This is a genomic window from Pseudomonas sp. 1L-C-7-B-C1 (genome assembly GCF_057291635.1).
Map to the genome: position 1 here is coordinate 212,445 of NZ_JBXAWH010000002.1, position 20,578 is coordinate 233,022.

A 20,578-nucleotide genomic window follows, 5' to 3' on the forward strand; every position below is an offset into this window, starting at 1 on the left:
GGAGTACCGGCCTTGGATTGGCAAACCCTGCTCACCCGCGAGCGCCTTGGCAAGACCCTCCACAGCCCTGAGGAACTGGGGCGCAGTCCCTTCCACAAGGACCACGACCGGATCATCTTCTCCGGCGCATTTCGCCGGCTTGGCCGCAAGACTCAAGTTCACCCGGTCACCAGCAATGACCATATTCACACGCGCCTGACCCACTCGCTGGAAGTCAGCTGCGTCGGCCGCTCGCTGGGCATGCGCGTCGGCGAGACCCTGCGCAGTGCCCTGCCCGACTGGTGTGACCCCAGCGATCTGGGCATGGTCGTGCAATCGGCCTGCCTGGCCCACGACATCGGCAACCCGCCGTTCGGACACTCTGGGGAAGACGCCATTCGCAACTGGTTCAAACAGGCGGCAGGCCGTGGCTGGCTGGACGCGATGAGCGAGGTCGAGCGCAATGACTTCCTCAATTTCGAAGGCAATGCCCAGGGTTTCCGCGTCCTTACCCAACTGGAATACCACCAGTTCGAGGGTGGCACGCGGCTGACCTACGCCACCCTCGGCACTTACCTGAAATACCCGTGGACGGCCCGTCACGCCGACTCGCTGGGCTACAAGAAGCACAAGTTCGGCTGCTACCAGAGCGAGCTGCCGATCCTGGAGCAGATCGCCGGCAAACTCGGCCTTCCGCAGATCGAGGACCAGCGCTGGGCGCGGCATCCTCTGGTGTACCTGATGGAAGCGGCCGACGACATTTGTTACGCGCTGATCGATCTCGAAGACGGCCTGGAAATGGAGTTGCTCACCTACGACGAAGTGGAGTCGCTGCTGCTGGGTCTGGTGGGCGATGACCTGCCGGAGACCTACCGCCAGCTGGGCCCCAATGACTCGCGCCGTCGCAAGCTGGCGATTCTGCGTGGCAAGGCCATCGAACACCTGACCAACGCCGCCGCGCGCGCTTTCGTTGAACAGCAGGACGCGCTGCTGGCGGGCACGTTGCAGGGCGATCTGGTCGAACACATGCACGGGCCAGCCAAGCGCTGCGTGTTGAACGCCAAGGACATGGCGCGCAAGAAGATCTTTCAGGACAAGCGCAAGACGCTGCATGAAATCGGTGCCTACACCACGCTGGAGATTTTGCTCAACGCCTTCTGCGGCGCGGCGCTGGAACAGTTCGGCGGGCATGAGCCGTCGTTCAAGAGCCGACGGATTCTCGATCTGCTGGGCAATAACGCACCCGACCCGAGCTGGCCGCTGCACACGTCCTTTCTCAGGGTCATCGATTTCATCGCCGGCATGACAGACAGCTACGCCAGCGAAATGGCCCGTGAAATGACCGGTCATTCCAACCCTGTCTAGCGGCGCCTTTTAGCCGTCGCGCCTTTTCGAAGGCCCTGGCAAAAGCCCGAACCCGGCCCTGAATCAGGGCCCGGATTCGGGTTTTTCACATTGGGGCTTCAGGCAATCCAACAGCAACTTCGGATATTTCCTACACAACCGTCGGAATGCCCTTATCGCTGGTCGTACATCCCTGCCGAATAATCCGCGCCTTCCGAGCCTTGGGACAACTCGACCCATTACCTCCCGAAGACACCGCCCGCCCTGCGAGCGCGCCGCCGGCCCGCCTTCAAACAGCGGCGCTCACTTCCCCTACGTCTGGAACCGCCGATGTTCACTAAAGATTTCCGAATCCTGCTGGTAGAGGATCATCCGTTTCAGCTGATCGCCTTGCAGATCCTGCTGAACAACCATGGCCTGTACCGCGTCACGCCGGCGCTCAATGCCAGCGAAGCACTCGGCGCCATGGAGCGCAGCGCCGAGCCTTATGACCTGCTGCTCTGCGACCAGCGTCTGCCAGGCATGTGCGGCCTGGAGCTGATACAGACGGCGAACCGGCGCGGATTGATCCAGCGCGCCGTGTTGCTCAGCGGCCTTGATGCGGATCCGCTGGCCAATCTTGAGTCCGAAGCCAGAGCGATGGGCCTGCCTCTGCTGGGATGCCTGAGCAAACCGCTCAACACTCTGGAGCTGATCAGCCTGCTCTCTGCGCCCGCCTGACATCGCCCGCGTGCAACCCTTTCCGGGCATAGCCCGTAATAAGCCGGGCCGCTGCCGAGTATACTTTTCATGAGGCCTGTTGTTATCGGCGCAACCGATGACTTTAAACAGGTAGTCCATGATTCGAAAATGCGTAGGGTTATTCCGATTCGAAATAAACACGCGTTTTCAAATAGCGTTAAATCAGCGGTAAACGCTGTTACGTATTAAACATTCATGACCGCCGTGTGCATCCATGTACGCACATACGCTTATTTCTGTAGGAACATTCCTATATAGCCCTTCGGGCATGATCTCTTTATGTGCGCCTTTGAACATCTGGGATAAGGTGCGCGCTTTCTTGCCACCCGTTATGGACTGATCATGAACTCAATTTTTATTATCGACGACCACCCGGTCATACGAATGGCCATACGCATGCTCCTGGAAAACGAAAATTACGAGGTGGTCGGAGAGACCGACAACGGCGTCGACGCCATGCAGATGGTCCGCGAATGCATGCCCGACCTGATCATTCTCGACATCAGTATCCCCAAGCTGGACGGGCTCGAAGTACTCGCCCGCTTCAACGCCATGAACCTGCCCTCCAAGATTCTCGTACTGACCGCCCAGGCGCCGAGCCTGTTCGCCATCCGTTGCATGCAGTCGGGCGCCTCGGGTTATGTGTGCAAGCAGGAAGACCTCAGCGAACTTGTCAGCTCGGTGAAGGCCGTATTATCCGGCTACAATTACTTTCCCAGCCAGGCCCTTGCCGCGACGATCAAAAAAGAAGGTGACCCCAATGAGCTTGAGCGCTTCAAACTCGTCAATGACCGCGAACTGATGGTGTTGCAACTGTTTGCCCAAGGGCGGACAAACAAGGAAATAGCCAAGGGTATGTTTCTCAGCAACAAAACGGTCAGCACTTACAAAACCCGTTTAATGCAAAAACTCAAGGCCAAGACTCTGGTAGAACTTATCGAGATGGCAAAACGCAATTCGCTAGTGTGAGAGACAGGATGCCAAAGGCGTTAAAGGACTATTGCATAGCAGCCGTCATTGTCTGCCTTGGCTTCGATACCCAGGCAGGCCCGCTGACGCCCGAACGCTACACGCTGCTGAGCCGCTCCAACCCGGCGCACATGGACGTGACGCTGGACCGCGCCCAGTGGCAATGGGTGCGCAACAAGCGCGAGCTGGTGGTCGGCACCTCCGCGCCGGACTATCCGCCGTTCGACATGACCCTGACCGGGCGTGACTACGAAGGCTTCACCGCCGATTACGTCGGCATCCTCGGACGCGTGCTTGACCTGCCGGTGAAGGTACTGCGTTTTGCCAGCCGCGACGAAGCGATTCAGGCGCTGAGCAGGGGCGAAATCGACCTGCTGGGAAGCGCCAATGGCTACGAGGCGGCGTCGCGCGGGATCATGCTGTCCACGCCTTACGCCGTTGACCAGCCCGTGCTGGTCACCCGCGCCGGAGAGGCGCGGCCACTGAACGGCGACCTCAACGGTTTGCGCCTGAGCATGGCTTATCACTACCTGCCCCCCGACGAAATTGCCGCGCTTTATCCCAAGGCGCGCCTGCAAACCTTTCCCTCATTTCAAAGCGCGATCAACGCCGTGGCGTTTAACCAGGCTGACGTGTTTCTGGGCGACACGATTTCCACCCATTACGTGATCAACAAGGGCTATCTGAACAACGTGCAGATGGCCAATTTCGGCAAGCATGAGGCGAACGGTTTCAGCTTCGCCGTAGAGGCTACCAACCCCATGCTGCTGGACATCGTCAACCGGGTGCTCAAAGGCATTCCGGTTGAAGAGCGCATCGCCATTTCCAAACGCTGGGGCGCTGGCAGTGACCTCATGCTCACCGATCAGAAGCTGCAGCTCAATCAGCGGGAAGAACGCTGGATCGCTCAGCATCCGACCGTTCGCGTGGTGTTCAACGAGGCCTATGCACCGCTGACTTTTTTTGACGGGGCCGGTAATTTCAGCGGTGTCACCGCCGATTTGCTCGAACTCATCCGTCTGCGCACCGGGCTCAGCTTCCAGGTGAGCCACGCCGCCAGCATGAACGACATGACCAACCAGCTGAGCCAGGGCCAGGCCGACCTGATCGGCGCGATGATCCCCAGCGAGGAGCGGCAGAATCGCTTCAATTTCAGCCGGCCCTACATGGACAACGTGTTCGTACTGGTCACGCGCAAGGAAACCTCGGCGCCCTCCAATCTCGATCAACTGGACGGCAAGCGCGTGGCGCTGGCCCTTAGCAGCCCGATCCTGCCCTTCCTGCGCGAGCGGCACCCGGGCATCTATCCGGTAGAGGTCGACAACCCCGCCCAAGCCCTGGACCTGCTTGCCCACGGCCGGACAGAGGGCGCCATCACTTCATTGTTCAGCGCCAGTTATTTCCTCTCCTCCCGGGCGCTGAACGACACGCTGCAGATGCGCGTGACGGTCGGGCAGGAACCGGCGCGCATCGCCATGGCCACGTCACGCAATGCGACCGAGTTGACCTCGATACTCGACAAGGCGCTGTCGAGCATCGCCCCGGAGGACCTGGCGGCCATCAACAACCGCTGGCGCACCTACACGCCGCCGAGCAGTGGCGCCTGGCACGACTATCAATTGTTGATCTACCAGATCATCGGCGGCGCCAGCCTGTTGCTGCTGGGCTCGCTGGCCTGGAATGCATGGATGCGTCGGCAGATCAAACAGCGCGAGCGCGCCGAGCGGGCGCTCAACGATCAGTTCGAATTCATGAGCGCGCTGGTGAACGGCACGCCGCATCCCATCTATGTCCGCGACCGCGACGGCCTGCTGCAAATGTGCAACGAGAGTTACCTCGCCGCGTTTGCCGCTCGCCGCGAGGACGTGATCGGACAAAGCATTCTGGACGGTGTACTGAGCGACACCGAAGAGGCCCTGGGCTACGTCGAAGATTACAACCGTGTCATGGCCGAAAACGAACCGCTGATTCTCGACCGCTCGCTGCACATCGGCGGTCGCGAGTTGACGATCTACCATTGGATCCTGCCGTTCCGCGACTCCCTCGGCAAAGTGCAAGGCATCATCGGCGGCTGGATCGACATCAGCGAACGGCGGCAATTGATCGAGCAACTGCAGACGGCCAAGGACCTCGCCGATGATGCCAACCGCGCGAAAAGCACCTTCCTGGCAACCATGAGCCACGAGATCCGCACGCCAATGAACGCGGTCATCGGCATGCTCGAACTGGCCTTGAAGCGCGCCGACCACGGCCACCTGGACCGCCCGGCCATCGAAGTGGCCTACAGCTCAGCGAAGGATCTGCTGGAGCTGATCGGCGACATTCTCGACATCGCCCGCATTGAGTCAGGCCGTTTGAGCCTGAGTCCCGAGCGCGCCAACCTGCGCCAGCTGGTCGAATCCGTGGTGCGGGTGTTCGACGGGCTGGCCCGGCAAAAAAGCCTCACGCTGGCGCTGGATCTGGACGCGCGGACCAACACGGATGTGCTGATCGACCCGCTGCGCTTCAAGCAGATTCTCTCCAATCTCATCAGCAATGCCATCAAGTTCACCGAACTGGGTCAGGTCAAGATCACCCTCCAGACTGAAGCCGGCCGCAACCCGCAGCAAATGCGCGTGCAGGTGGTGATTCACGACAGCGGCATCGGGATCACCGAGCAGGACCAACAGCGGCTGTTTGCGCCCTTTGCCCAGGTGGACCAGTCAGGGCAACTGGCGCGAACCGGCGCCGGCCTTGGCCTGGTGATCTGTCGCAGCCTGTGCGAAATGATGGGCGGACACCTGACGTTGAGCAGCCGTCCCGGGGATGGCACGCGGATCGAGATGAGCTTCGAGTTCACCACCCTCGAGCCGCTGGATGCAAAAAGCATCGCCCGTGAAGCGCCGCCGCACGCGTCAGCCCAGTTGCACATCCTGATCGTCGACGATCACCCGGCGAACCGTTTGTTGCTATTCGAGCAACTGTGCTTTCTCGGGCATCGCTGCGACATGGCGGTACAAGGCGCCGAAGCCCTGGAGCGCTGGCAGGCTGAGCAGTTCGATCTGGTCATCGCCGACTGCAACATGCCGGTCATGAACGGCTACGACCTGACCCGAGCCCTCCGCCAGCTGGAGCAAAGCGAGGCACGTCCGCGCTGCACCGTGCTGGGCTACACCGCCAATGCCCAGCCGGAGGAAAAGCAACGCTGCCAGGATGCCGGAATGGATGACTGCCTGTTCAAACCCATCAGCCTGACGGCACTGAACGACCGCCTCAGCAAAGTCATGCCGCTGCGGGCTGCGTCGACGCAAGGCGCGGTGATTACGGTGGCGACTGGGACCGCTAAACCGCCGCAGGAAGTGTTCGACCCGCTCACCATCGAAGCGCTGACCGGTGGCAGGGCCGACATGAATGCGCGGCTGCTCGATCAACTTATCGACAGCATTCGCCAGGATCGCGCCGAGCTGAATGCCAGCACGCTCCCGGAGCAGTTGAAAGACATCGGCCACAAGATCCGCGGCGCGGCGAATATTATTTCCGCGACGGCTGTCATCGAAGCGTGCGAAGCGCTGGAAGCTGCCTGTGAAGCCGAAGCACCGGACGCCACTGTCGGCGAACGGCAGTCAGCACTTGAAGCAGCGCTGGGATTTCTGGAGCAGGCCTTGGTGGCTTACCGTGGGAAGACGCCAGCGCCAAAGGCGAGGCCGCTGGCATGAGGCTGATTCCAATGAGCGCTGCCGATTTTCGAGCATTTGCTGCCCGTTCGGTCGCCGGGTATGCCAGGGATATTGTTCGCACCTACGGGCTGCCTGAAGTGCTGGCCTTCGAAAGCGCCAGCGCTGACTTCAATGACCTGGTGGCGGATGGCCTGGAGACAGAGGGGCATTACTTCTACTGCTTATGCACCGATGAAGGCGTTGAGGTGGGCAGCCTGTGGCTAGGCGTTGTGGAAAATCAGCCGTTGCCGGCCAAACTGTTCATCTATGACCTGGAGATTCATCAAGCCTTCAGACGTCAGGGCCTGGGCCGTCAAGCACTGCGCGCCGTTGAATTGTGGGGCGTCGAGCGCGGCATTCGGCGCCTGGAGTTGAATGTCTTCGCTGACAACTATGGGGCCCGCAAGCTGTACGAAACGTCGGGGCTGGCTGTCAGTGAAGTGACCATGGGCAAGGATTTCTAGTCTGCCAGCATGCGTCGGCGGTCACGCCGGCGCGGTAGCAGAATCAACGCTGCCGTACGGCGCCAGGTGCTCGCTCAGGTATTTCAGTAAAATGCTCACCTTCGGCAGCGCCTCCCTGGTTTTCAGCCAGACCAGATTCATCGGCAGTCCGTCGGTGGCGAGTTCCGGCAGCACTTCCACCAGCCGCCCTTCGTTGAGATGGGTCTGCACCAGCCAGGTTGGCAACTGTGCGATGCCATGCCCGGCCAGCGTGGCCGACACTTCACCCTCGCCGTCCCCCACTGCAATGCGCGGATGAATGACCCGCCGCTCCTGGTCCCCCGGCACGCGCCCGCGAAAGTACCAAGGTTGGACCTGCCCGTCGGACTGGCCGTAGGCGATGCAATGATGATCCTCGAGATCAGCGTCAGTTTCAGGCCGACCGTGTTCGGCGATGTAACTCGGTGCGGCACAGAACACCAGTCGCTGGTTGCCAATGAACCGATGCCCCAGCCCCGCCGCCCAGGCATCGCGCCCGCCGATCCTCACCACAATATCGATGCCTTCATGCACCGGATCGATGAACCGGTCGGAGAAGGAAATGTGCGGTTGCAGCAGCGGGTACTCCCTGACGAAATTGAGAATCAGCGGCAACACATGGAGGCGCCCGTAAGAGGCGGGCAAATCAATTCGAACCCGCCCATGGGGTTCATGCCGCTCCGACGCGAGCGCCAATTCAGCTTCTTCGAGGTCAGCCAGCACGCCGCTGCAGGTGGCGTAGAACTTCACACCGGCCTCGGTGAGGGCCAAGCGGCGTGTGGTGCGATTGAACAGGCGCTGGCCCAATCGCTGCTCCAGCCGGGCGATGCTTTTGCTGACCGCCGACGGCGTCAGGTTCAGCTTCAGCGCGGCGCTGGCGAAGCTGCCGAAATCGGCCACGGCCACAAACACGTCAATGCCCTTGAGCCGTTCGGATGAGAACATCGCGATCACCACTGATGAACTGAATTCGCGATAGTAAGTCATTTATGTCGCGGATGAGAACGTAAATCTCCAATAGGCTATGGCTACGTCTATTGGAGCTTTCTTCTATGCAACCTACACACTCGGCAACGGCGTCCGCGCCGGATGCCACCTCTCGATCAGGTGTTCAGATCCTGATCATGGCGGTCGCTGCTTTCATCATCGTCACTACCGAATTCCTGATCGTCGGACTGCTTCCAGCCATGGCCAAAGACCTCGGTGTATCCATCGCCGTGGCTGGCCAGGTGGTGACACTGTTCGCCTTTACCGTGATGTTATTTGGGCCGTTCCTCACCGCAAAACTCGCCGGTGTGGAACGCAAAAAGCTGTTCACCATCATCCTGCTGGTGTTCGCGGCCTCCAACGTGCTGGCAGCGCTTTCCACCAACATCTGGGTCATGGCCCTCGCCCGTTTCATCCCGGCGCTCGGTTTGCCCGTCTTCTGGGGCACCGCCAGCGAAACCGCCGGGCAGCTGGCAGCGCCCGGCAAATCGGGTCAGGCCGTGTCGCGGGTGTACCTGGGCATCTCCGCCGCCCTCGTATTCGGCGTGCCGCTGGGCACCGTCGCCGCCGACACCCTCGGCTGGCGCGGCAGCTTCTGGGTGCTGGCCGTCATCTCGCTGGTGATCGCCATCCTGATGCAACTGTGCATGCCCACCTTGCCTTCCTCGCCTGCCAAGCACGGCGCAAAGCAGACTGACATCCTGAAACAGCCGCGCTTTCTCGCCCACGTGTTGCTGTCAGTGCTGGCGTTCACCGCCATGTTCACGGCCTACACCTACCTGGCCGATATCCTCCAGACCCTGGCTGACGTTCCGACCCATCAAGTGGGCTGGTGGCTGATGGGCTTCGGCGCCGTGGGCATGATCGGCAACCAGTGGGGCGGCGCGTTGGTTGATCGCAGCCCGCTGGGGGCCATGGTCCTGTTTTTGGTGATTCTGAGTGTCGGCATGGCCGCTGCCATTCCCCTTGCCACTAACCACGTTTGGCTGATTGCCGCGCTGGTACTGTGGGGCGTCGCGTACACCGCGCTGTTCCCGGTGTGCCAGGTGCGGGTCATGCAAGCCGGCGCCAAGGCACAGGCATTGGCCGCTACCATGAACATCTCGGCGGCGAACGCCGGGATCGGTCTGGGTGCGATTTTTGGCGGCCTGGGGATTGGACACCTCGGACTCGGGTCGTTGGGATGGATTGCGACCGGGATTGCGGCCCTGGCGATTGTGGTTGCGCTGCTGATGATGCGCAAACGCTGAGTGCTGATAGGGGACTGATTCGTTGACACGTTTCTTCGTGAATTAATCTGTCCCCTCTCTCGGATTATCGTCGTTCACCCCAGGCAGCGACGAAGCAGGCACCGTCGGGACGAAGCTGGTAGACTGCGCCCCGAAATTACTTAAGAGGAACGCTTCATGGCCACTAACCGCTCCCGCCGTCTGCGCAAAAAACTCTGTGTCGACGAGTTCCAGGAATTGGGCTTCGAGCTGAAGCTGGGCTTCAAAGAAGACCTGGATGACGAGGCCATCGACGCCTTCCTCGACGCTTTCCTGACCGAGGCCATGGACGCTAACGGTCTGGACTACGTCGGCGGCGACGATTTCGGCCTGGTTTGCCTGGCGAACCGTGGTTCGGTCAGCGAAGAGCAACGTGCTGCTGTCGAAGCATGGCTCAAAGGCCGTAGCGAGCTGACTGAAGTTGAAGTCAGCCCTCTGCAGGACGCCTGGTACCCGGAAAAGCCGATCAACGCGGCTGTCTGATCAGCGGGCGGGCCTTCCCGCCAAGCTGATACCCTCAAAAAGCCATCCTCAGGGATGGTTTTTTTGTGCCTGAAATTCAAGGCTTGGCGTTTCTCGCCCCAGCAAACCTCAGCCAGATCTGCGGAATTAAACAGCCGAGTCCCCTAAAGCGCCCGACCCACCCGCAAAAATCACGGTTTAACGTGACTTTGAAAGGACAAGCGCAAAAAATAGCGCCGTTTGACGGCAGTGCCCCGGCGCAAGTCACGAAAGCTTGGGGCATAATGCCGCTTTACCGAAACGCCAGTGTCACGCCCTGCCATCGGGCATTTCTGGTGGTTCGTTCACCGTGCGAGGGAATTCACCCCCTCTTCATCTCCGCATTTGCTGCAGTAGGGTTTATTGAATGATCAAGTCTTTGCGTCCGCTATTTATTGCCACCCTGCTTTTGCCCCTCTCGTTCTCCATCGCCGCCGCCCCTATCAACACCGCCCTGCCGCCCAAGGTTCAGGAAGCACTTAAAGCCAGCAAGCTGCAGAACGATGCGCTGTCGCTGGTCATGCTGCCGGTCAGCGGCCCCGGCACCCCTACGGTTTTCAACGCTGACGTGTCGGTCAACCCGGCCTCGACCATGAAGCTGGTGACCACCTACGCCGCTTTGGAAATGCTCGGCCCGACCCACCAGTGGAAAACCGAGTTTTATACCGACGGCACCCTCAGCAACGGCGTTCTGCGTGGCAACCTGTACCTCAAGGGCGGCGGCGATCCCAAGCTGAACATGGAACGCCTGTGGCTGCTGATGCGCGACCTGCGAGCCAACGGCGTGCAGCAGGTGACAGGCGATCTGGTGCTGGATCGCAGCCACTTCGTGCAACCGCAACTGCCGGTGTTCGACGACGACGGCAACGACAAGAACAAGCCGTTCCTGGTGCGCCCCGACTCCTTGATGGTCAACCTCAAGGCCCTGCGTTTCGTCACCCGCAACGACGGCGGCAGGATTCTGGTTTCGGTGGAGCCGCCCATCGCCGCCATCCACATCAACAACCAAGTGAAGGCGCTGTCGTCCAGCAAGTGCACCGGTGACGTGCTGTACAACCCGGTGCCGGCAGCCGATGGCGGCACCACCGTCACGGTGTCCGGTCAGTTGGGCGACGGCTGTAATTCCCAGACGTATCTGTCGCTGCTCGACCACCCGACCTACACCGCCGGCGCCGTGCGCGCCATCTGGCAGGAACTGGGCGGGACGATTCTCGGCAAAGACCGTCTGGACGTGACGCCGGGCAGCGCCAAGCTGCTGGCCAAGGCCTTTTCGCCGGACCTGGCGGAAATCATCCGCGACATCAACAAATTCAGTAACAACACCATGGCCCAACAGCTGTTCCTGAGCCTGGGGTCGGAGTTCCGTAACGAGGCAGACGGTGACGACGCGAAAGCCGCGCAACGTGTCGTGCGCCAATGGCTGGCCAAGAAAGGCATCATCGCGACGCACCTGGTGATGGAAAACGGTTCAGGCCTGTCCCGCGCCGAACGGGTCAGCGCGCGGGAAATGGCGCAGATGCTCCAGGCCGCGTGGAACAGCCCGTTTCAAGCCGAGTTCATGAGTTCGCTGCCGCTGGCGGGCATGGACGGCACGATGCGCAAACGGCTGAAACGTACGGCGCTGCGCGGTGAAGCCCACATTAAAACCGGCACCTTGAACACCGTACGGGCTATTTCCGGATTCAGCCGCGACAGCAACGGTAACACCTGGGTGGTGGTCGCGATCCTCAACGACCCGCGGCCGTGGGGTGCCTCTTCGGTACTGGATGAAGTGCTGGTCAGCCTGTACAACCAGCCAAAACTGGCAAACACGTCCATTTCGCTTCAGCAGTAATGGCCTGCGCCGGGCTGTGCGACGTCGGTCGACGACATGCCCACAGCCCGGCCGCCAACCCCTGCATACCCCCCCTGCCTACCAGCTCTGGCCCAACCCCAACAAACCGAGAATCTGCTTGCGCAGGTCGACCAGATACGGGTCGTCACGGTGCCGTGGATAGGGACGATCGATGGTCAGTTCGGCCTTGATCTGCGCGGGCCGGTCACTGAAGACAATGACGCGGTTGGCGAGCAGCAACGCCTCCTCGACATCGTGGGTGACCAGCAGCGCCGTGTAACCCTGGCGTTGCCAGAGGTCGATCAACTCCTGCTGCATGGCGATCCGGGTCAGCGAATCGAGCTTGCCCAGCGGTTCATCGAGAATCAGCAGCCGCGGCTCGTTAACCAACGCCCGGGCCAGCGCGACTCGCTGCGCCATGCCGCCCGACAACTGTCGCGGATAGGCCCGCGCGAATTGACTCAAGCCGACCTTCGCCAGCGCCTCATCGACTTTGCCCTTGGTGGTTTTGAGCAGGCCTTGGGCTTCCAGCCCGAGGGCAACGTTGTCCCACACCCGACGCCACGGGTACAGGGTCGGGTCCTGAAACACCACCACCCGAGTGGGATCCGGTCCGGTGATCGCAGCGCCGTCCGCGGTAATGCTCCCGCTGTCCGCACCTTCCAACCCCGCGACCAACCGCAGGAGGGTAGATTTGCCGCAACCGGAAGGGCCCAACAGGGCAACAAATTCCCCCGGTTCAATCTCCAGCGACACCCGCTCCAGCACCGGCAATTTGTGCCCTTCGAGGGAGAAACCGTGGCTCAGATTATCGATGCGCAGCGCCAGGCCACGACTCGGCTCTGCGCTTGCCGCTCTGGCTGCATTCACCATTTCATTGCTCCTTCCTGCCAGGCCAGCAGACGGTCACGAATCAGAAACAGCGCCGAGATAAGGCCCGAACACGCCAGCGCCATGATCAATAACGCCGCGTACATGTTGGCGTACGCCGCCCAGCCTTGGGCCCATTGCAGGTACCAGCCGATGCCGGACTTCACGCCCATCATTTCGGCCACCACCAAGGTCGAGAACGAGGCACCGAGGCCCATGAACAAGCCGACGAAAACGTGAGGCAGCGCTGCTGGAATCGCCACCTTGAAAATCAGAAACCCTTGCTTTGCACCCAAGGTACGAGCCACGTCGTAGTAGGCCTTGTCCACACTCGACACCCCTGACCACGTCAGCACCGTCACCGGGAACCAGGTCGCCAGCGCAATGAGAAACACACTGGCGCTCCAGCTGCTGGGAAACAGGAAGAAGCACAGCGGCAACAACGCGGTGGACGGGACCGGGCCGAGAATTCTCAACACCGGGTGCAGCCAGTAGCCGATGCTGCGCGACCAGCCGATGGCGACGCCGGCGATGAACCCCGTCAGCGCACCCACTGCAACCCCGCTCCCCAGCAGAATGGCCGAATGAAACAGGCTGTCGGCCAGGCGCGGCCAGTCTTCGACATAGACGTCCAGTAACGCCTGGGGCGGTGCGAAAAACGGCACTGGCAACACGCCGAGTTTGGCGGTGAGCAGCTCCCAGATCGTGAGCAGAATCGGCAGCGCGATCAGCCAGGGCCCGAGTGTGTGCGTACGCGTGACAACGCGTTGAGACCAGCGCCCCGCCACCACCGCCAACAGGATCAGCCCGGTCATGATCAGGCACAGATTCGCCAGGCCCTGGGTCATCGGCCAGAGACGAGTGGCGTTGGGCAGATACACGATCAACAGCGCCGCCACGAACCAGACCACAGCCGCCACCACACCCTGCAGCCAGAATATTCTTGCAGAGGGTTTCGACCGTTCGAGTTCAACAACCAGATCAACTGAAGACATCGGCAGTGATCTCCGCAGCAAAGGCGTTGGCATCGGTGCTTTGACGGATGACCTCGACGGTTTTCAGATCACGCACGTAGGTGGCGATCTCCGCAGTCAACGCCGCGCCGACGGCATGATGGCCATGGGTATGATCGTGAAGGATGGCGACGACCTCCTCGGTCGTGGTGTTTAACGCGTAGGCCTGGAATCCCTTGGCCACCTCCTCCGGATGCTTGACCGAATAATCGTGAGCTTCAAGAATCGCCTGCGTCAGCGCGGCCACGACGCGTCTGTCGTCACGCGCCAGTTTGCCGGTCACGCCCACCACGCAGCAGCTCAGGTTGGCGTAGTCCTCCACCAGGTTGGACGACAGCTCGCGGGCCTTGCCGGCGTTGATCAATCGGTACATGAACGGGTCGCTGCCGCTGACCGCCTGCACCTCCCCACGCTCCAGCGCCGTACCCAGCAGGTCGGCCGGATACAGGCGCCACTCGACGTCGCGCACCGGGTCGACGCCATGTTTCTTGAGCAGGATGGAAAAGAAGTTGCGGTCTGGGCTGGCCATGTCGGTCACGCCGATGGCCTTGCCTTTGAGGTCTTCGAGTGTCTTCACGCTGCCACTGGCCGCCGTGAGCAAACGCAGGCAACCGCCGTGGGTTCCGGCCGTCAACTTGACATCAAAACCTTGCTCCAGCGCTTTCAGCCATCGCAATGCCATGCCGATCCCGGCGTCGGCCTTCCCCGTTGCGATGGCTTCCAGCAGCACCTCTGTTGAATTCCCGAAATTGACCAGCTCGACGTCCAGATTGTGCTTCTTGAAGAAGCCCTGCCCGTGGGCGATGACCACGGGTGCCAGGCACACGGCGTTCAAGTTGATCGCGAGCTTCAATGCCCTGGGCTGGTCGAGTTTGATGAACTCCCCCGTGCCCGCGGGCTCGCTTGCCCCGTCACTGGCGTCGGTGCCATGCCCGGCATGCTCCGCGTGTTCGTCCGCTGCCCAGACGCCGCGCGGCAATGACAGCAGAAGTGGTGACGCCAGCGCAGCGCCGGCGAGGCCGAGCACCCGCCGACGGCTCAGTTGATCGAAAACGGCCATGGTGTTCCCTTACCCGGTGAGTGAAATGGTCGTCGCCGAACAAGAATGTTAATAACCAAATCCTGGGGTTCCGCCGACTGCTTAAAACATTAGCACCGACCATTTAATTAATTAAATTCATTTTTGTTCTATATGACTATGCAAATAGTCTATCTATCGAAGGGACTGTTATGCACCCCCGGCAACGTCAACGCCTCTAGTGGGTGTGTGCTGACGGCAATGTCATGCATCACCTCGTGCACTACCGCTATGCTGCGTGCTCGACCCATCACCGGATTCACGCCGCCCATGAAGACCTCCAAGACTCAGACCCTCCGTGACTCTCTTCTCATCTCGGGATTGCTCAGCGCGCTGCTATCGGCAGCCCTGCCAGCACACGCCGAAGACGGCAAACCCACCCGCGTGCGCGGCGCCATCACCGCGGCCGAGGGAGACGCGTTGAAGATTCACAGCAATCGTGGTGAGGACTTGCAGGTCGTGCTGACCCCTGACACGCAGATTCGCGGCGTCACGCTGGCGCAGGTGTCGGAAATCAAACCAGGCAGCTACATCGGCTCCGCGGCGGTGCCGCTGCCGGACGGCTCGTTGAAGGCGCTGGAGGTGCACGTTTTCCCGCCGGAGATGGCGGGTACGGGGGATGGCCATCGGGCCTTTGACCTGACGCCGGACAGCACGATGACCAACGGATCGGTCGGCGATCTGGTCGCCAGTAATGGCCGCACCATCACGGTGAATTACAAGGGCGGGCAGAAGAAGATCGTCATCCCTGATGACGTGCCGATCGTCAACCTGATGCCAGGCGATCGCAGCTTGCTCAAGCCCGGTGTGAAGGTGGTGCTGCAGGCGCAGAAAGGTTCGGACAACGCGCTGACGGCGCTGTCGATTTCTGCGGGGGAAAATGGCGTGACGCCGCCAATGTGAAGCGGCCAATGTGCAGGGCTTGTAGCGTTCAAAACCTGCGTGGCGCCGATAGATGAAACAGCACCGGTCAGCACGCGCAGGTCAATGAATGGAGGGCTGATTCAGAGACAGGTCGCGAGCACCGCGCCACGCTGCTCAATGGCCTTCGCGCCGGGCTTGGCGTAGAAATTGACCTTGGTCATGCCCGCCTTGCCAGCGACGTCGGCGAAATACTCGCCTTCGGTGGTATAGACCGTGAACGCGCCAGGGTCACCTTTGGCCATAAACACGTCGGCCACGTCACCGAACAGTTGCACGTTGGCCCACGTGACCTTGATGCACTCGGCAACGGCTACTGCTGGTTTCTGGCTGGTGTAAACCTGCGCCGGCCCTGCCGAGCGCGTCTGATTCAAGCTCATGCAGCCCGATAATCCACCCGATAACAGGAGCAGCGCCACAGCGCCCGCCCAACGTTTCATGCCAGTCCCGTTCATCAAGCGCCCTCTTCCTTAAAAAAGGAGCGATGTTACCAGCTACGTCAAGCGAGCCCCATGGCAAAGCCGTCTGAGCGCTTAATCATCCAGCCCGGCGGGTGGTGCAGCGGGAGCGGCCTTGCCGGGCTTGGCCGGTTTGCCCGACTGGGTGGCGGCCTTCGGCTCGGCGACCGGCGCAGGCGGAGCAGCGGCGGCCGCTTCTTTCTCGGCCATTGGCATCTGGTCGATGGTGCTGAAAATGTCCTTCGGATCGATGGGACCGTTGTGAGTCATTTTCTTCTCACCGTCCTTGCCCACCAGAATCACCTGCGCCTGCTTTTCTGTCTGAGCGCCAAGCTTGAGTTCGCGGATCAGGGCCATGGTGGCCTGGGCATCAAGGTCTTTTCCGTTACGCTGCCCCACGGTATTGATGATGGTGTAAAGCACCATGTCGCGCTTGGCGAAACCCTCCTTGTTGGCGGGTTCGTCCAGATTTTTCTTCAGACTCACCAGCGTCGGGTCCACCGAACTCGACGCGATAACGATCAGTGGACGGGTCTTGTCGCGCTCCTGGAAAAGTGGGCCATCACCGTCGGCAGCCAGCAAGGGGCTCGACACGGCGAACAAAACGGCAAGGGTCAACGACCGGCTCAACATACACACCTCCTCTGGTTTTCCATGCACTGATGATCGCGCATCATGGGAAAAGGTCCAGACGGTAGCGGGAAAAAAACCGGATTTATTTCGCGGCGCGCAGAGGCTCGCGGGTATCAAATGGGGTCAAAACGTCCGGCCATAGGGGCTGAGGCGGGATCGAGGAAGGCTGGTCTGACGAGGGAATTTCAGGCAATAAAAAAGGGCGAATCTTTCGATTCGCCCTTTTTTGTCACCGCCCAGCAGAGCGGATTTGTTTGGTAGGCGCGATTGGACTCGAACCAACGACCCCCACCATGTCAAGGTGGTGCTCTAACCAACTGAGCTACGTGCCTGCTGTGGGTCGGCATTCTACGGATATTCAAATGGCTGTCAACGTCTTTTTGGGCAGTAAGCCTATGAATATGCAAATTATTTAGGCCCGGCGCCAACACCTGTTGATCGACGTCATAGACAGCACGTTAGCCCTCCTCTGCTGCTACGACCTCGGCGTGACGGGTCTCCATGACTGCAGGATTGAAAGGCATGTGCCGCTTGTCGCCGTAATGGCACTACTGCCGAACTCCAGATGCCGAATGGGTAAGGAATAACGACACGGAGATCACTCGATGAACAGATCACTTGCTGCACTCACGCTCGGCTGCGCCCTGACCTGCACTTCCATCGCGGCGCTGGCGGGCGCCACTTCACCGGACATGGGTCCGCCACCGTCACAGACCGGCATCGACCCGCGCGTCCAGGGCAGTGATGCCGCTCGCCAAGGCGCCGATGTGGACACGCAAACCAAGAAGGGCATCAGCATTGGCGGCGGTACGTCCATGAGCAATGGCACCGGCAATAACAACGATGCCGACCTGCCCGGTGGCGACACCACCAATGGTGGCGGTAGCAAAGGCTCGGGTTCGTCGAGCGCGGGCGGCGCAGGCGGTTGAAGCCTCTCGTACATCTTAGAAATGAAAGGGCGCTTGAACAGCGCCCTTTTCGTGCCTGGATGTCGTGGCTGGCCGTGGTGTTTTGATATAGTGCGCCGCCGCCGCGCCTGAACCAGGGTCTCGGGACCGGGCGTCATCAACAGTGGAGAGCGGCACCGTGGGCATGAAGAAATCAGCGCTGGAACTCAAGCGTGACCTGAGTACGATTGCGGCGAATCTGGAGAGTACCGCAGGGGAAATCAGCCGACTGGCCGAACGGGTCAACGATGTGGACGTGGTCGCGGTGCTGCACTTGATGAATCAGCAATACAAGGACGCTGACCGCCTGCGCGCCTACGTGGACGAGATCAGAGCGGGCCGCATTACTCGCGCCAAGGCCGAGTGACGAGGGCGGCAGATGACCGAACGCTTAAGGTATTCAGACATGCATAAGCAAAAAAAGGGTGACCCTCTCGGGCCACCCTTTTTCGTTACCGCCCAGCAGAGCGGATTTGTTTGGTAGGCGCGATTGGACTCGAACCAACGACCCCCACCATGTCAAGGTGGTGCTCTAACCAACTGAGCTACGTGCCTGCTGTGGGGCGGCATTCTACCGGGAATCGAATTGCTGTCAACGTCGATTCATCCCTAAGCCTCTGAATGCCCAAGCTATTTGCGCCGACGGGAGCGAATAGGATCGAGTGCATGCCTCAACAACCGGCGCCTCGCCAGCGCCAGTAGCGCTTCCAACCTGCGACCTCGGCTGGCCGGCCAATTTCATCTCAGGTAGGATCCGCCCATTCGTAAAAAATATAAAACAGGGCTTCCAGGATGACGAACACGCCATACCCCCATTCCTACTACGCCGCTTCCGCCAATCCGGTTCCGGTTCGGCCTCGGCTTCAAGGGGACGTCGAAACCGACGTGGTCATCATCGGTGCAGGTTACACCGGCTTGTCGAGCGCGCTGTTTCTCCTCGAACACGGCTTCAAGGTCACGGTACTGGAAGCCGCCAAAGTCGGTTTCGGCGCCTCGGGCCGTAACGGCGGGCAGATCGTCAACAGTTACAGCCGCGACATCGACACCATCGAAAAAACCGTCGGGCCCAGGGAGGCACAACTGCTCGGCCACATGGCCTTCGAAGGCGCGCAGATCATTCGCGACCGCGTCGCCAAGTACCAGATCCAGTGCGACCTCAAAGACGGCGGCGTTTTCGCCGCGATCACCGCTAAGCAGATGAGCCATCTGGAATCGCAAAAACGTCTCTGGGAACGCTACGGCCATACGCAGCTGGAGCTGATGGACCAGCGACGCATCCGTGAAGTGGTGGCCTGCGACCTATACATCGGCGGCTTGCTCGACATGAGCGGCGGTCACATCCACCCACTGAACCTGGCGCTGGGCGAAGCGGCGGCGGTCGAATCGCTGGGTGGGGTCATTTACGAACAGTCCGCGGCAACCCGCATTGATCGCGGTGCCAGCCCGGTGGTGCACACCGCCGAGGGCAAGGTTCGGGCGAAGTTCGTCATCGTCGCGGGCAATGCCTATCTGGGCAATCTGGTACCGGAACTGGCGGCCAAGTCGATGCCCTGCGGCACTCAGGTCATCACCACCGAACCTCTGAGCGAAGAACTGGCGAGCACGTTGCTGCCCCAGGATTACTGCGTCGAGGACTGCAACTACTTGCTGGACTACTACCGGCTTTCGGCCGACAAACGTCTGATCTTCGGCGGCGGTGTGGTGTACGGCGCGCGCGATCCAGCCAACATCGAGGCCATCATCCGGCCGAAGATGCTCAAGGCGTTTCCGCAACTGAAGGACGTGAAGATTGATTACGCCTGGACCGGAAACTTCCTGCTGACCTTGTCGCGGTTGCCGCAAGTCGGGCGACTGGGGGACAACATCTACTATTCCCAAGGGTGCAGCGGCCACGGTGTGACCTACACCCACCTGGCGGGCAAAGTGCTGGCCGAAGCGTTGCGCGGACAGGCAGAACGTTTCGACGCCTTCGCCGGCCTGCCCCATTACCCGTTCCCCGGCGGGCAACTATTGCGCACGCCGCTGACGGCATTGGGTGCCTGGTATTACAGCCTGCGGGACAAGCTGGGGTTCTGAATCAGATGCGATGAACGGCCAACCGTTAACGGGCAGCTGGATTGTTCAGCGCCTTGACCGCCTCACCCGCCGCCTGTTCCTGCCCGGCCTGGGCCAGATCATTGGCGGCTTTCAACCAGCGCTCACGGTCCACCGGCACCGGCACTTGTCGTGGACCCTGGATGAGCACGCCCCAGTTGCCGGCGTCATTCCAGTCCGAAGTAAACGAATCGAAGCTCGTCGTCACGCGCCCCGGCCCGGTGTAGATCAGCACTGTGCGCTTGTTCTGATCGAACCCGACCAGCACGCCGTAGCGCTGCTCTTTCCAGAACATGGAGCCGTCCGAGAACCGCACCATGACCGGATAACCCGCCGACACCTGGGCCAGCAGATCAGGCAGACCAGGGTCGACGGGGTACACCACAAACCCGTATTCCCGAGCCAGGTCCAACATGCTGCGCTCGAGCCTGTCTTCGGCGCCCGGCAGTTTCAGCGGTTTTTCCAGAAGGCCCGGCGTGGTCTGTACGCCATGCACGGTCAGCATACTGGCCAGCGCGAACGGCGCGCTCTGATAATCCTTGCCCCGGAACGACGGCACTGCGTTGATTTCCACCCGGTCAGGCAGCGTCTTGTACATCGGCGGGTAGCCGGGCTTCCAGTTGTGGGCATTCGAGCAGCCTGCCAAGACCAGCACGGCCGCAAGCGCCAGCCATTTGCGTCGACCTGCAACGCTATCCAATCGCGTCAATGCCCGCACGTTCTTCACTCACTTGACTGATGGCGAGGGATCATGAGATCCGGCC

Annotated in this window: 20 protein-coding genes and 2 tRNA genes; 13 read left to right on the plus strand and 9 right to left on the minus strand. The window is 60.9% G+C overall.

Annotation, left to right across the window (positions count from 1 at the left end; translation table 11 throughout):
* Nucleotides 1-12: 12 nt before the first annotated feature.
* The 5 genes from AC0Z8Z_RS04200 to AC0Z8Z_RS04220 all read left to right on the plus strand — a co-directional run bounded on the left by AC0Z8Z_RS04200 (nucleotide 13) and on the right by AC0Z8Z_RS04220 (nucleotide 7,192).
* Entirely contained in the window at nucleotides 13-1,344 is a 1,332-nt protein-coding gene (locus tag AC0Z8Z_RS04200) for a deoxyguanosinetriphosphate triphosphohydrolase (RefSeq protein WP_122538188.1), read from the plus strand.
* A 309-nt stretch (nucleotides 1,345-1,653) separates the two neighbouring features.
* A complete protein-coding gene (locus AC0Z8Z_RS04205) occupies nucleotides 1,654-2,043 on the plus strand; it encodes a response regulator (RefSeq protein ID WP_122538186.1) in 390 nt (129 codons plus the stop codon).
* A gap of 363 nt (nucleotides 2,044-2,406) precedes the next feature.
* Entirely contained in the window at nucleotides 2,407-3,033 is a 627-nt protein-coding gene (locus AC0Z8Z_RS04210; RefSeq protein WP_122624200.1) for a response regulator transcription factor, read from the plus strand.
* Between the two features lie 8 nt (nucleotides 3,034-3,041).
* Entirely contained in the window at nucleotides 3,042-6,728 is a 3,687-nt protein-coding gene (locus AC0Z8Z_RS04215; RefSeq protein ID WP_485618009.1) for a transporter substrate-binding domain-containing protein, read from the plus strand.
* Nucleotides 6,725-7,192, plus strand: coding sequence for a GNAT family N-acetyltransferase (locus tag AC0Z8Z_RS04220; protein WP_485618010.1), 468 nt, complete (start codon nucleotides 6,725-6,727; stop codon nucleotides 7,190-7,192). The genes AC0Z8Z_RS04215 and AC0Z8Z_RS04220 overlap by 4 nt, the downstream gene beginning before the upstream one ends.
* A gap of 21 nt (nucleotides 7,193-7,213) precedes the next feature.
* Here AC0Z8Z_RS04220 and AC0Z8Z_RS04225 read toward each other — a convergent pair whose 3' ends face one another.
* Nucleotides 7,214-8,155 carry a LysR family transcriptional regulator gene (locus AC0Z8Z_RS04225; RefSeq protein ID WP_485618265.1) on the minus strand — a complete coding sequence of 314 codons (942 nt, stop codon included), beginning with the start codon at nucleotides 8,153-8,155 and terminating at the stop codon, nucleotides 7,214-7,216.
* A gap of 107 nt (nucleotides 8,156-8,262) precedes the next feature.
* On the opposite strand from AC0Z8Z_RS04225, the gene AC0Z8Z_RS04230 reads away from it, so the two are divergent.
* The 4 genes from AC0Z8Z_RS04230 (at nucleotide 8,263) to dacB (ending at nucleotide 11,800) form a co-directional block, all read left to right on the plus strand.
* Nucleotides 8,263-9,447, plus strand: coding sequence for an MFS transporter (locus AC0Z8Z_RS04230; protein WP_485618011.1), 1,185 nt, complete (start codon nucleotides 8,263-8,265; stop codon nucleotides 9,445-9,447).
* A gap of 156 nt (nucleotides 9,448-9,603) precedes the next feature.
* A complete protein-coding gene (locus AC0Z8Z_RS04235) occupies nucleotides 9,604-9,948 on the plus strand; it encodes a YggL family protein (protein ID WP_065988787.1) in 345 nt (114 codons plus the stop codon).
* Nucleotides 9,949-10,013: 65 nt separating this feature from the next.
* On the plus strand, nucleotides 10,014-10,337 hold the full coding sequence (locus AC0Z8Z_RS04240) for a hypothetical protein (protein ID WP_485618013.1): 324 nt from the start codon (nucleotides 10,014-10,016) through the stop codon (nucleotides 10,335-10,337).
* A complete protein-coding gene (dacB, locus tag AC0Z8Z_RS04245; protein WP_485618014.1) occupies nucleotides 10,334-11,800 on the plus strand; it encodes a D-alanyl-D-alanine carboxypeptidase/D-alanyl-D-alanine endopeptidase in 1,467 nt (488 codons plus the stop codon). Before AC0Z8Z_RS04240 ends, dacB begins: the two co-directional genes overlap by 4 nt.
* A 78-nt stretch (nucleotides 11,801-11,878) precedes the next feature.
* On the opposite strand, the gene AC0Z8Z_RS04250 is transcribed toward dacB, so the two are convergent.
* The 3 genes from AC0Z8Z_RS04250 to AC0Z8Z_RS04260 are packed head-to-tail and all read right to left on the minus strand — an operon-like array spanning nucleotide 11,879 to nucleotide 14,743.
* Nucleotides 11,879-12,673, minus strand: coding sequence for an ABC transporter ATP-binding protein (locus AC0Z8Z_RS04250; RefSeq protein ID WP_485618015.1), 795 nt, complete (start codon nucleotides 12,671-12,673; stop codon nucleotides 11,879-11,881).
* Nucleotides 12,667-13,665: an ABC transporter permease gene (locus AC0Z8Z_RS04255; protein ID WP_485618016.1), complete on the minus strand. Its 999-nt coding sequence runs from the start codon at nucleotides 13,663-13,665 to the stop codon at nucleotides 12,667-12,669. Before AC0Z8Z_RS04255 ends, AC0Z8Z_RS04250 begins: the two co-directional genes overlap by 7 nt.
* Nucleotides 13,652-14,743: an ABC transporter substrate-binding protein gene (locus tag AC0Z8Z_RS04260; protein WP_485618017.1), complete on the minus strand. Its 1,092-nt coding sequence runs from the start codon at nucleotides 14,741-14,743 to the stop codon at nucleotides 13,652-13,654. The genes AC0Z8Z_RS04255 and AC0Z8Z_RS04260 overlap by 14 nt, the downstream gene beginning before the upstream one ends.
* Before the next feature lie 288 nt (nucleotides 14,744-15,031).
* On the opposite strand from AC0Z8Z_RS04260, the gene AC0Z8Z_RS04265 reads away from it, so the two are divergent.
* On the plus strand, nucleotides 15,032-15,664 hold the full coding sequence (locus AC0Z8Z_RS04265) for a DUF5666 domain-containing protein (protein ID WP_485618018.1): 633 nt from the start codon (nucleotides 15,032-15,034) through the stop codon (nucleotides 15,662-15,664).
* A 101-nt stretch (nucleotides 15,665-15,765) separates the two neighbouring features.
* Here the strand turns inward: AC0Z8Z_RS04265 and AC0Z8Z_RS04270 are convergent, their stop codons facing one another.
* From AC0Z8Z_RS04270 to AC0Z8Z_RS04280, 3 genes are all read right to left on the minus strand, one after another.
* Nucleotides 15,766-16,062 (minus strand): 2-oxoacid ferredoxin oxidoreductase, encoded by a 297-nt coding sequence (locus AC0Z8Z_RS04270; RefSeq protein WP_240356690.1) that lies wholly within the window; start codon nucleotides 16,060-16,062, stop codon nucleotides 15,766-15,768.
* Nucleotides 16,063-16,215: 153 nt separating this feature from the next.
* Nucleotides 16,216-16,773 carry a DUF4174 domain-containing protein gene (locus AC0Z8Z_RS04275; RefSeq protein WP_485618019.1) on the minus strand — a complete coding sequence of 186 codons (558 nt, stop codon included), beginning with the start codon at nucleotides 16,771-16,773 and terminating at the stop codon, nucleotides 16,216-16,218.
* Between the two features lie 255 nt (nucleotides 16,774-17,028).
* A tRNA-Val gene (locus AC0Z8Z_RS04280) sits at nucleotides 17,029-17,105 on the minus strand.
* A 273-nt stretch (nucleotides 17,106-17,378) separates the two neighbouring features.
* Between AC0Z8Z_RS04280 and AC0Z8Z_RS04285 the strand changes: the two genes are divergently transcribed.
* Both AC0Z8Z_RS04285 and AC0Z8Z_RS04290 read left to right on the plus strand, forming a co-directional pair.
* On the plus strand, nucleotides 17,379-17,702 hold the full coding sequence (locus AC0Z8Z_RS04285) for a hypothetical protein (protein ID WP_485618020.1): 324 nt from the start codon (nucleotides 17,379-17,381) through the stop codon (nucleotides 17,700-17,702).
* Nucleotides 17,703-17,865: 163 nt separating this feature from the next.
* Nucleotides 17,866-18,087 (plus strand): hypothetical protein, encoded by a 222-nt coding sequence (locus AC0Z8Z_RS04290; RefSeq protein ID WP_241043642.1) that lies wholly within the window; start codon nucleotides 17,866-17,868, stop codon nucleotides 18,085-18,087.
* A gap of 111 nt (nucleotides 18,088-18,198) precedes the next feature.
* On the opposite strand, the gene AC0Z8Z_RS04295 is transcribed toward AC0Z8Z_RS04290, so the two are convergent.
* Nucleotides 18,199-18,275, minus strand: a tRNA-Val gene (locus AC0Z8Z_RS04295).
* Nucleotides 18,276-18,512: 237 nt separating this feature from the next.
* Between AC0Z8Z_RS04295 and AC0Z8Z_RS04300 the strand changes: the two genes are divergently transcribed.
* Nucleotides 18,513-19,796, plus strand: a complete 1,284-nt coding sequence (locus tag AC0Z8Z_RS04300; protein WP_485618021.1) for an NAD(P)/FAD-dependent oxidoreductase — start codon at nucleotides 18,513-18,515, stop codon at nucleotides 19,794-19,796.
* 25 nt (nucleotides 19,797-19,821) lie between these two features.
* Here the strand turns inward: AC0Z8Z_RS04300 and AC0Z8Z_RS04305 are convergent, their stop codons facing one another.
* Nucleotides 19,822-20,523, minus strand: a complete 702-nt coding sequence (locus tag AC0Z8Z_RS04305) for a peptidase C39 family protein (RefSeq protein ID WP_485618022.1) — start codon at nucleotides 20,521-20,523, stop codon at nucleotides 19,822-19,824.
* Nucleotides 20,524-20,578 lie beyond the last annotated feature (55 nt).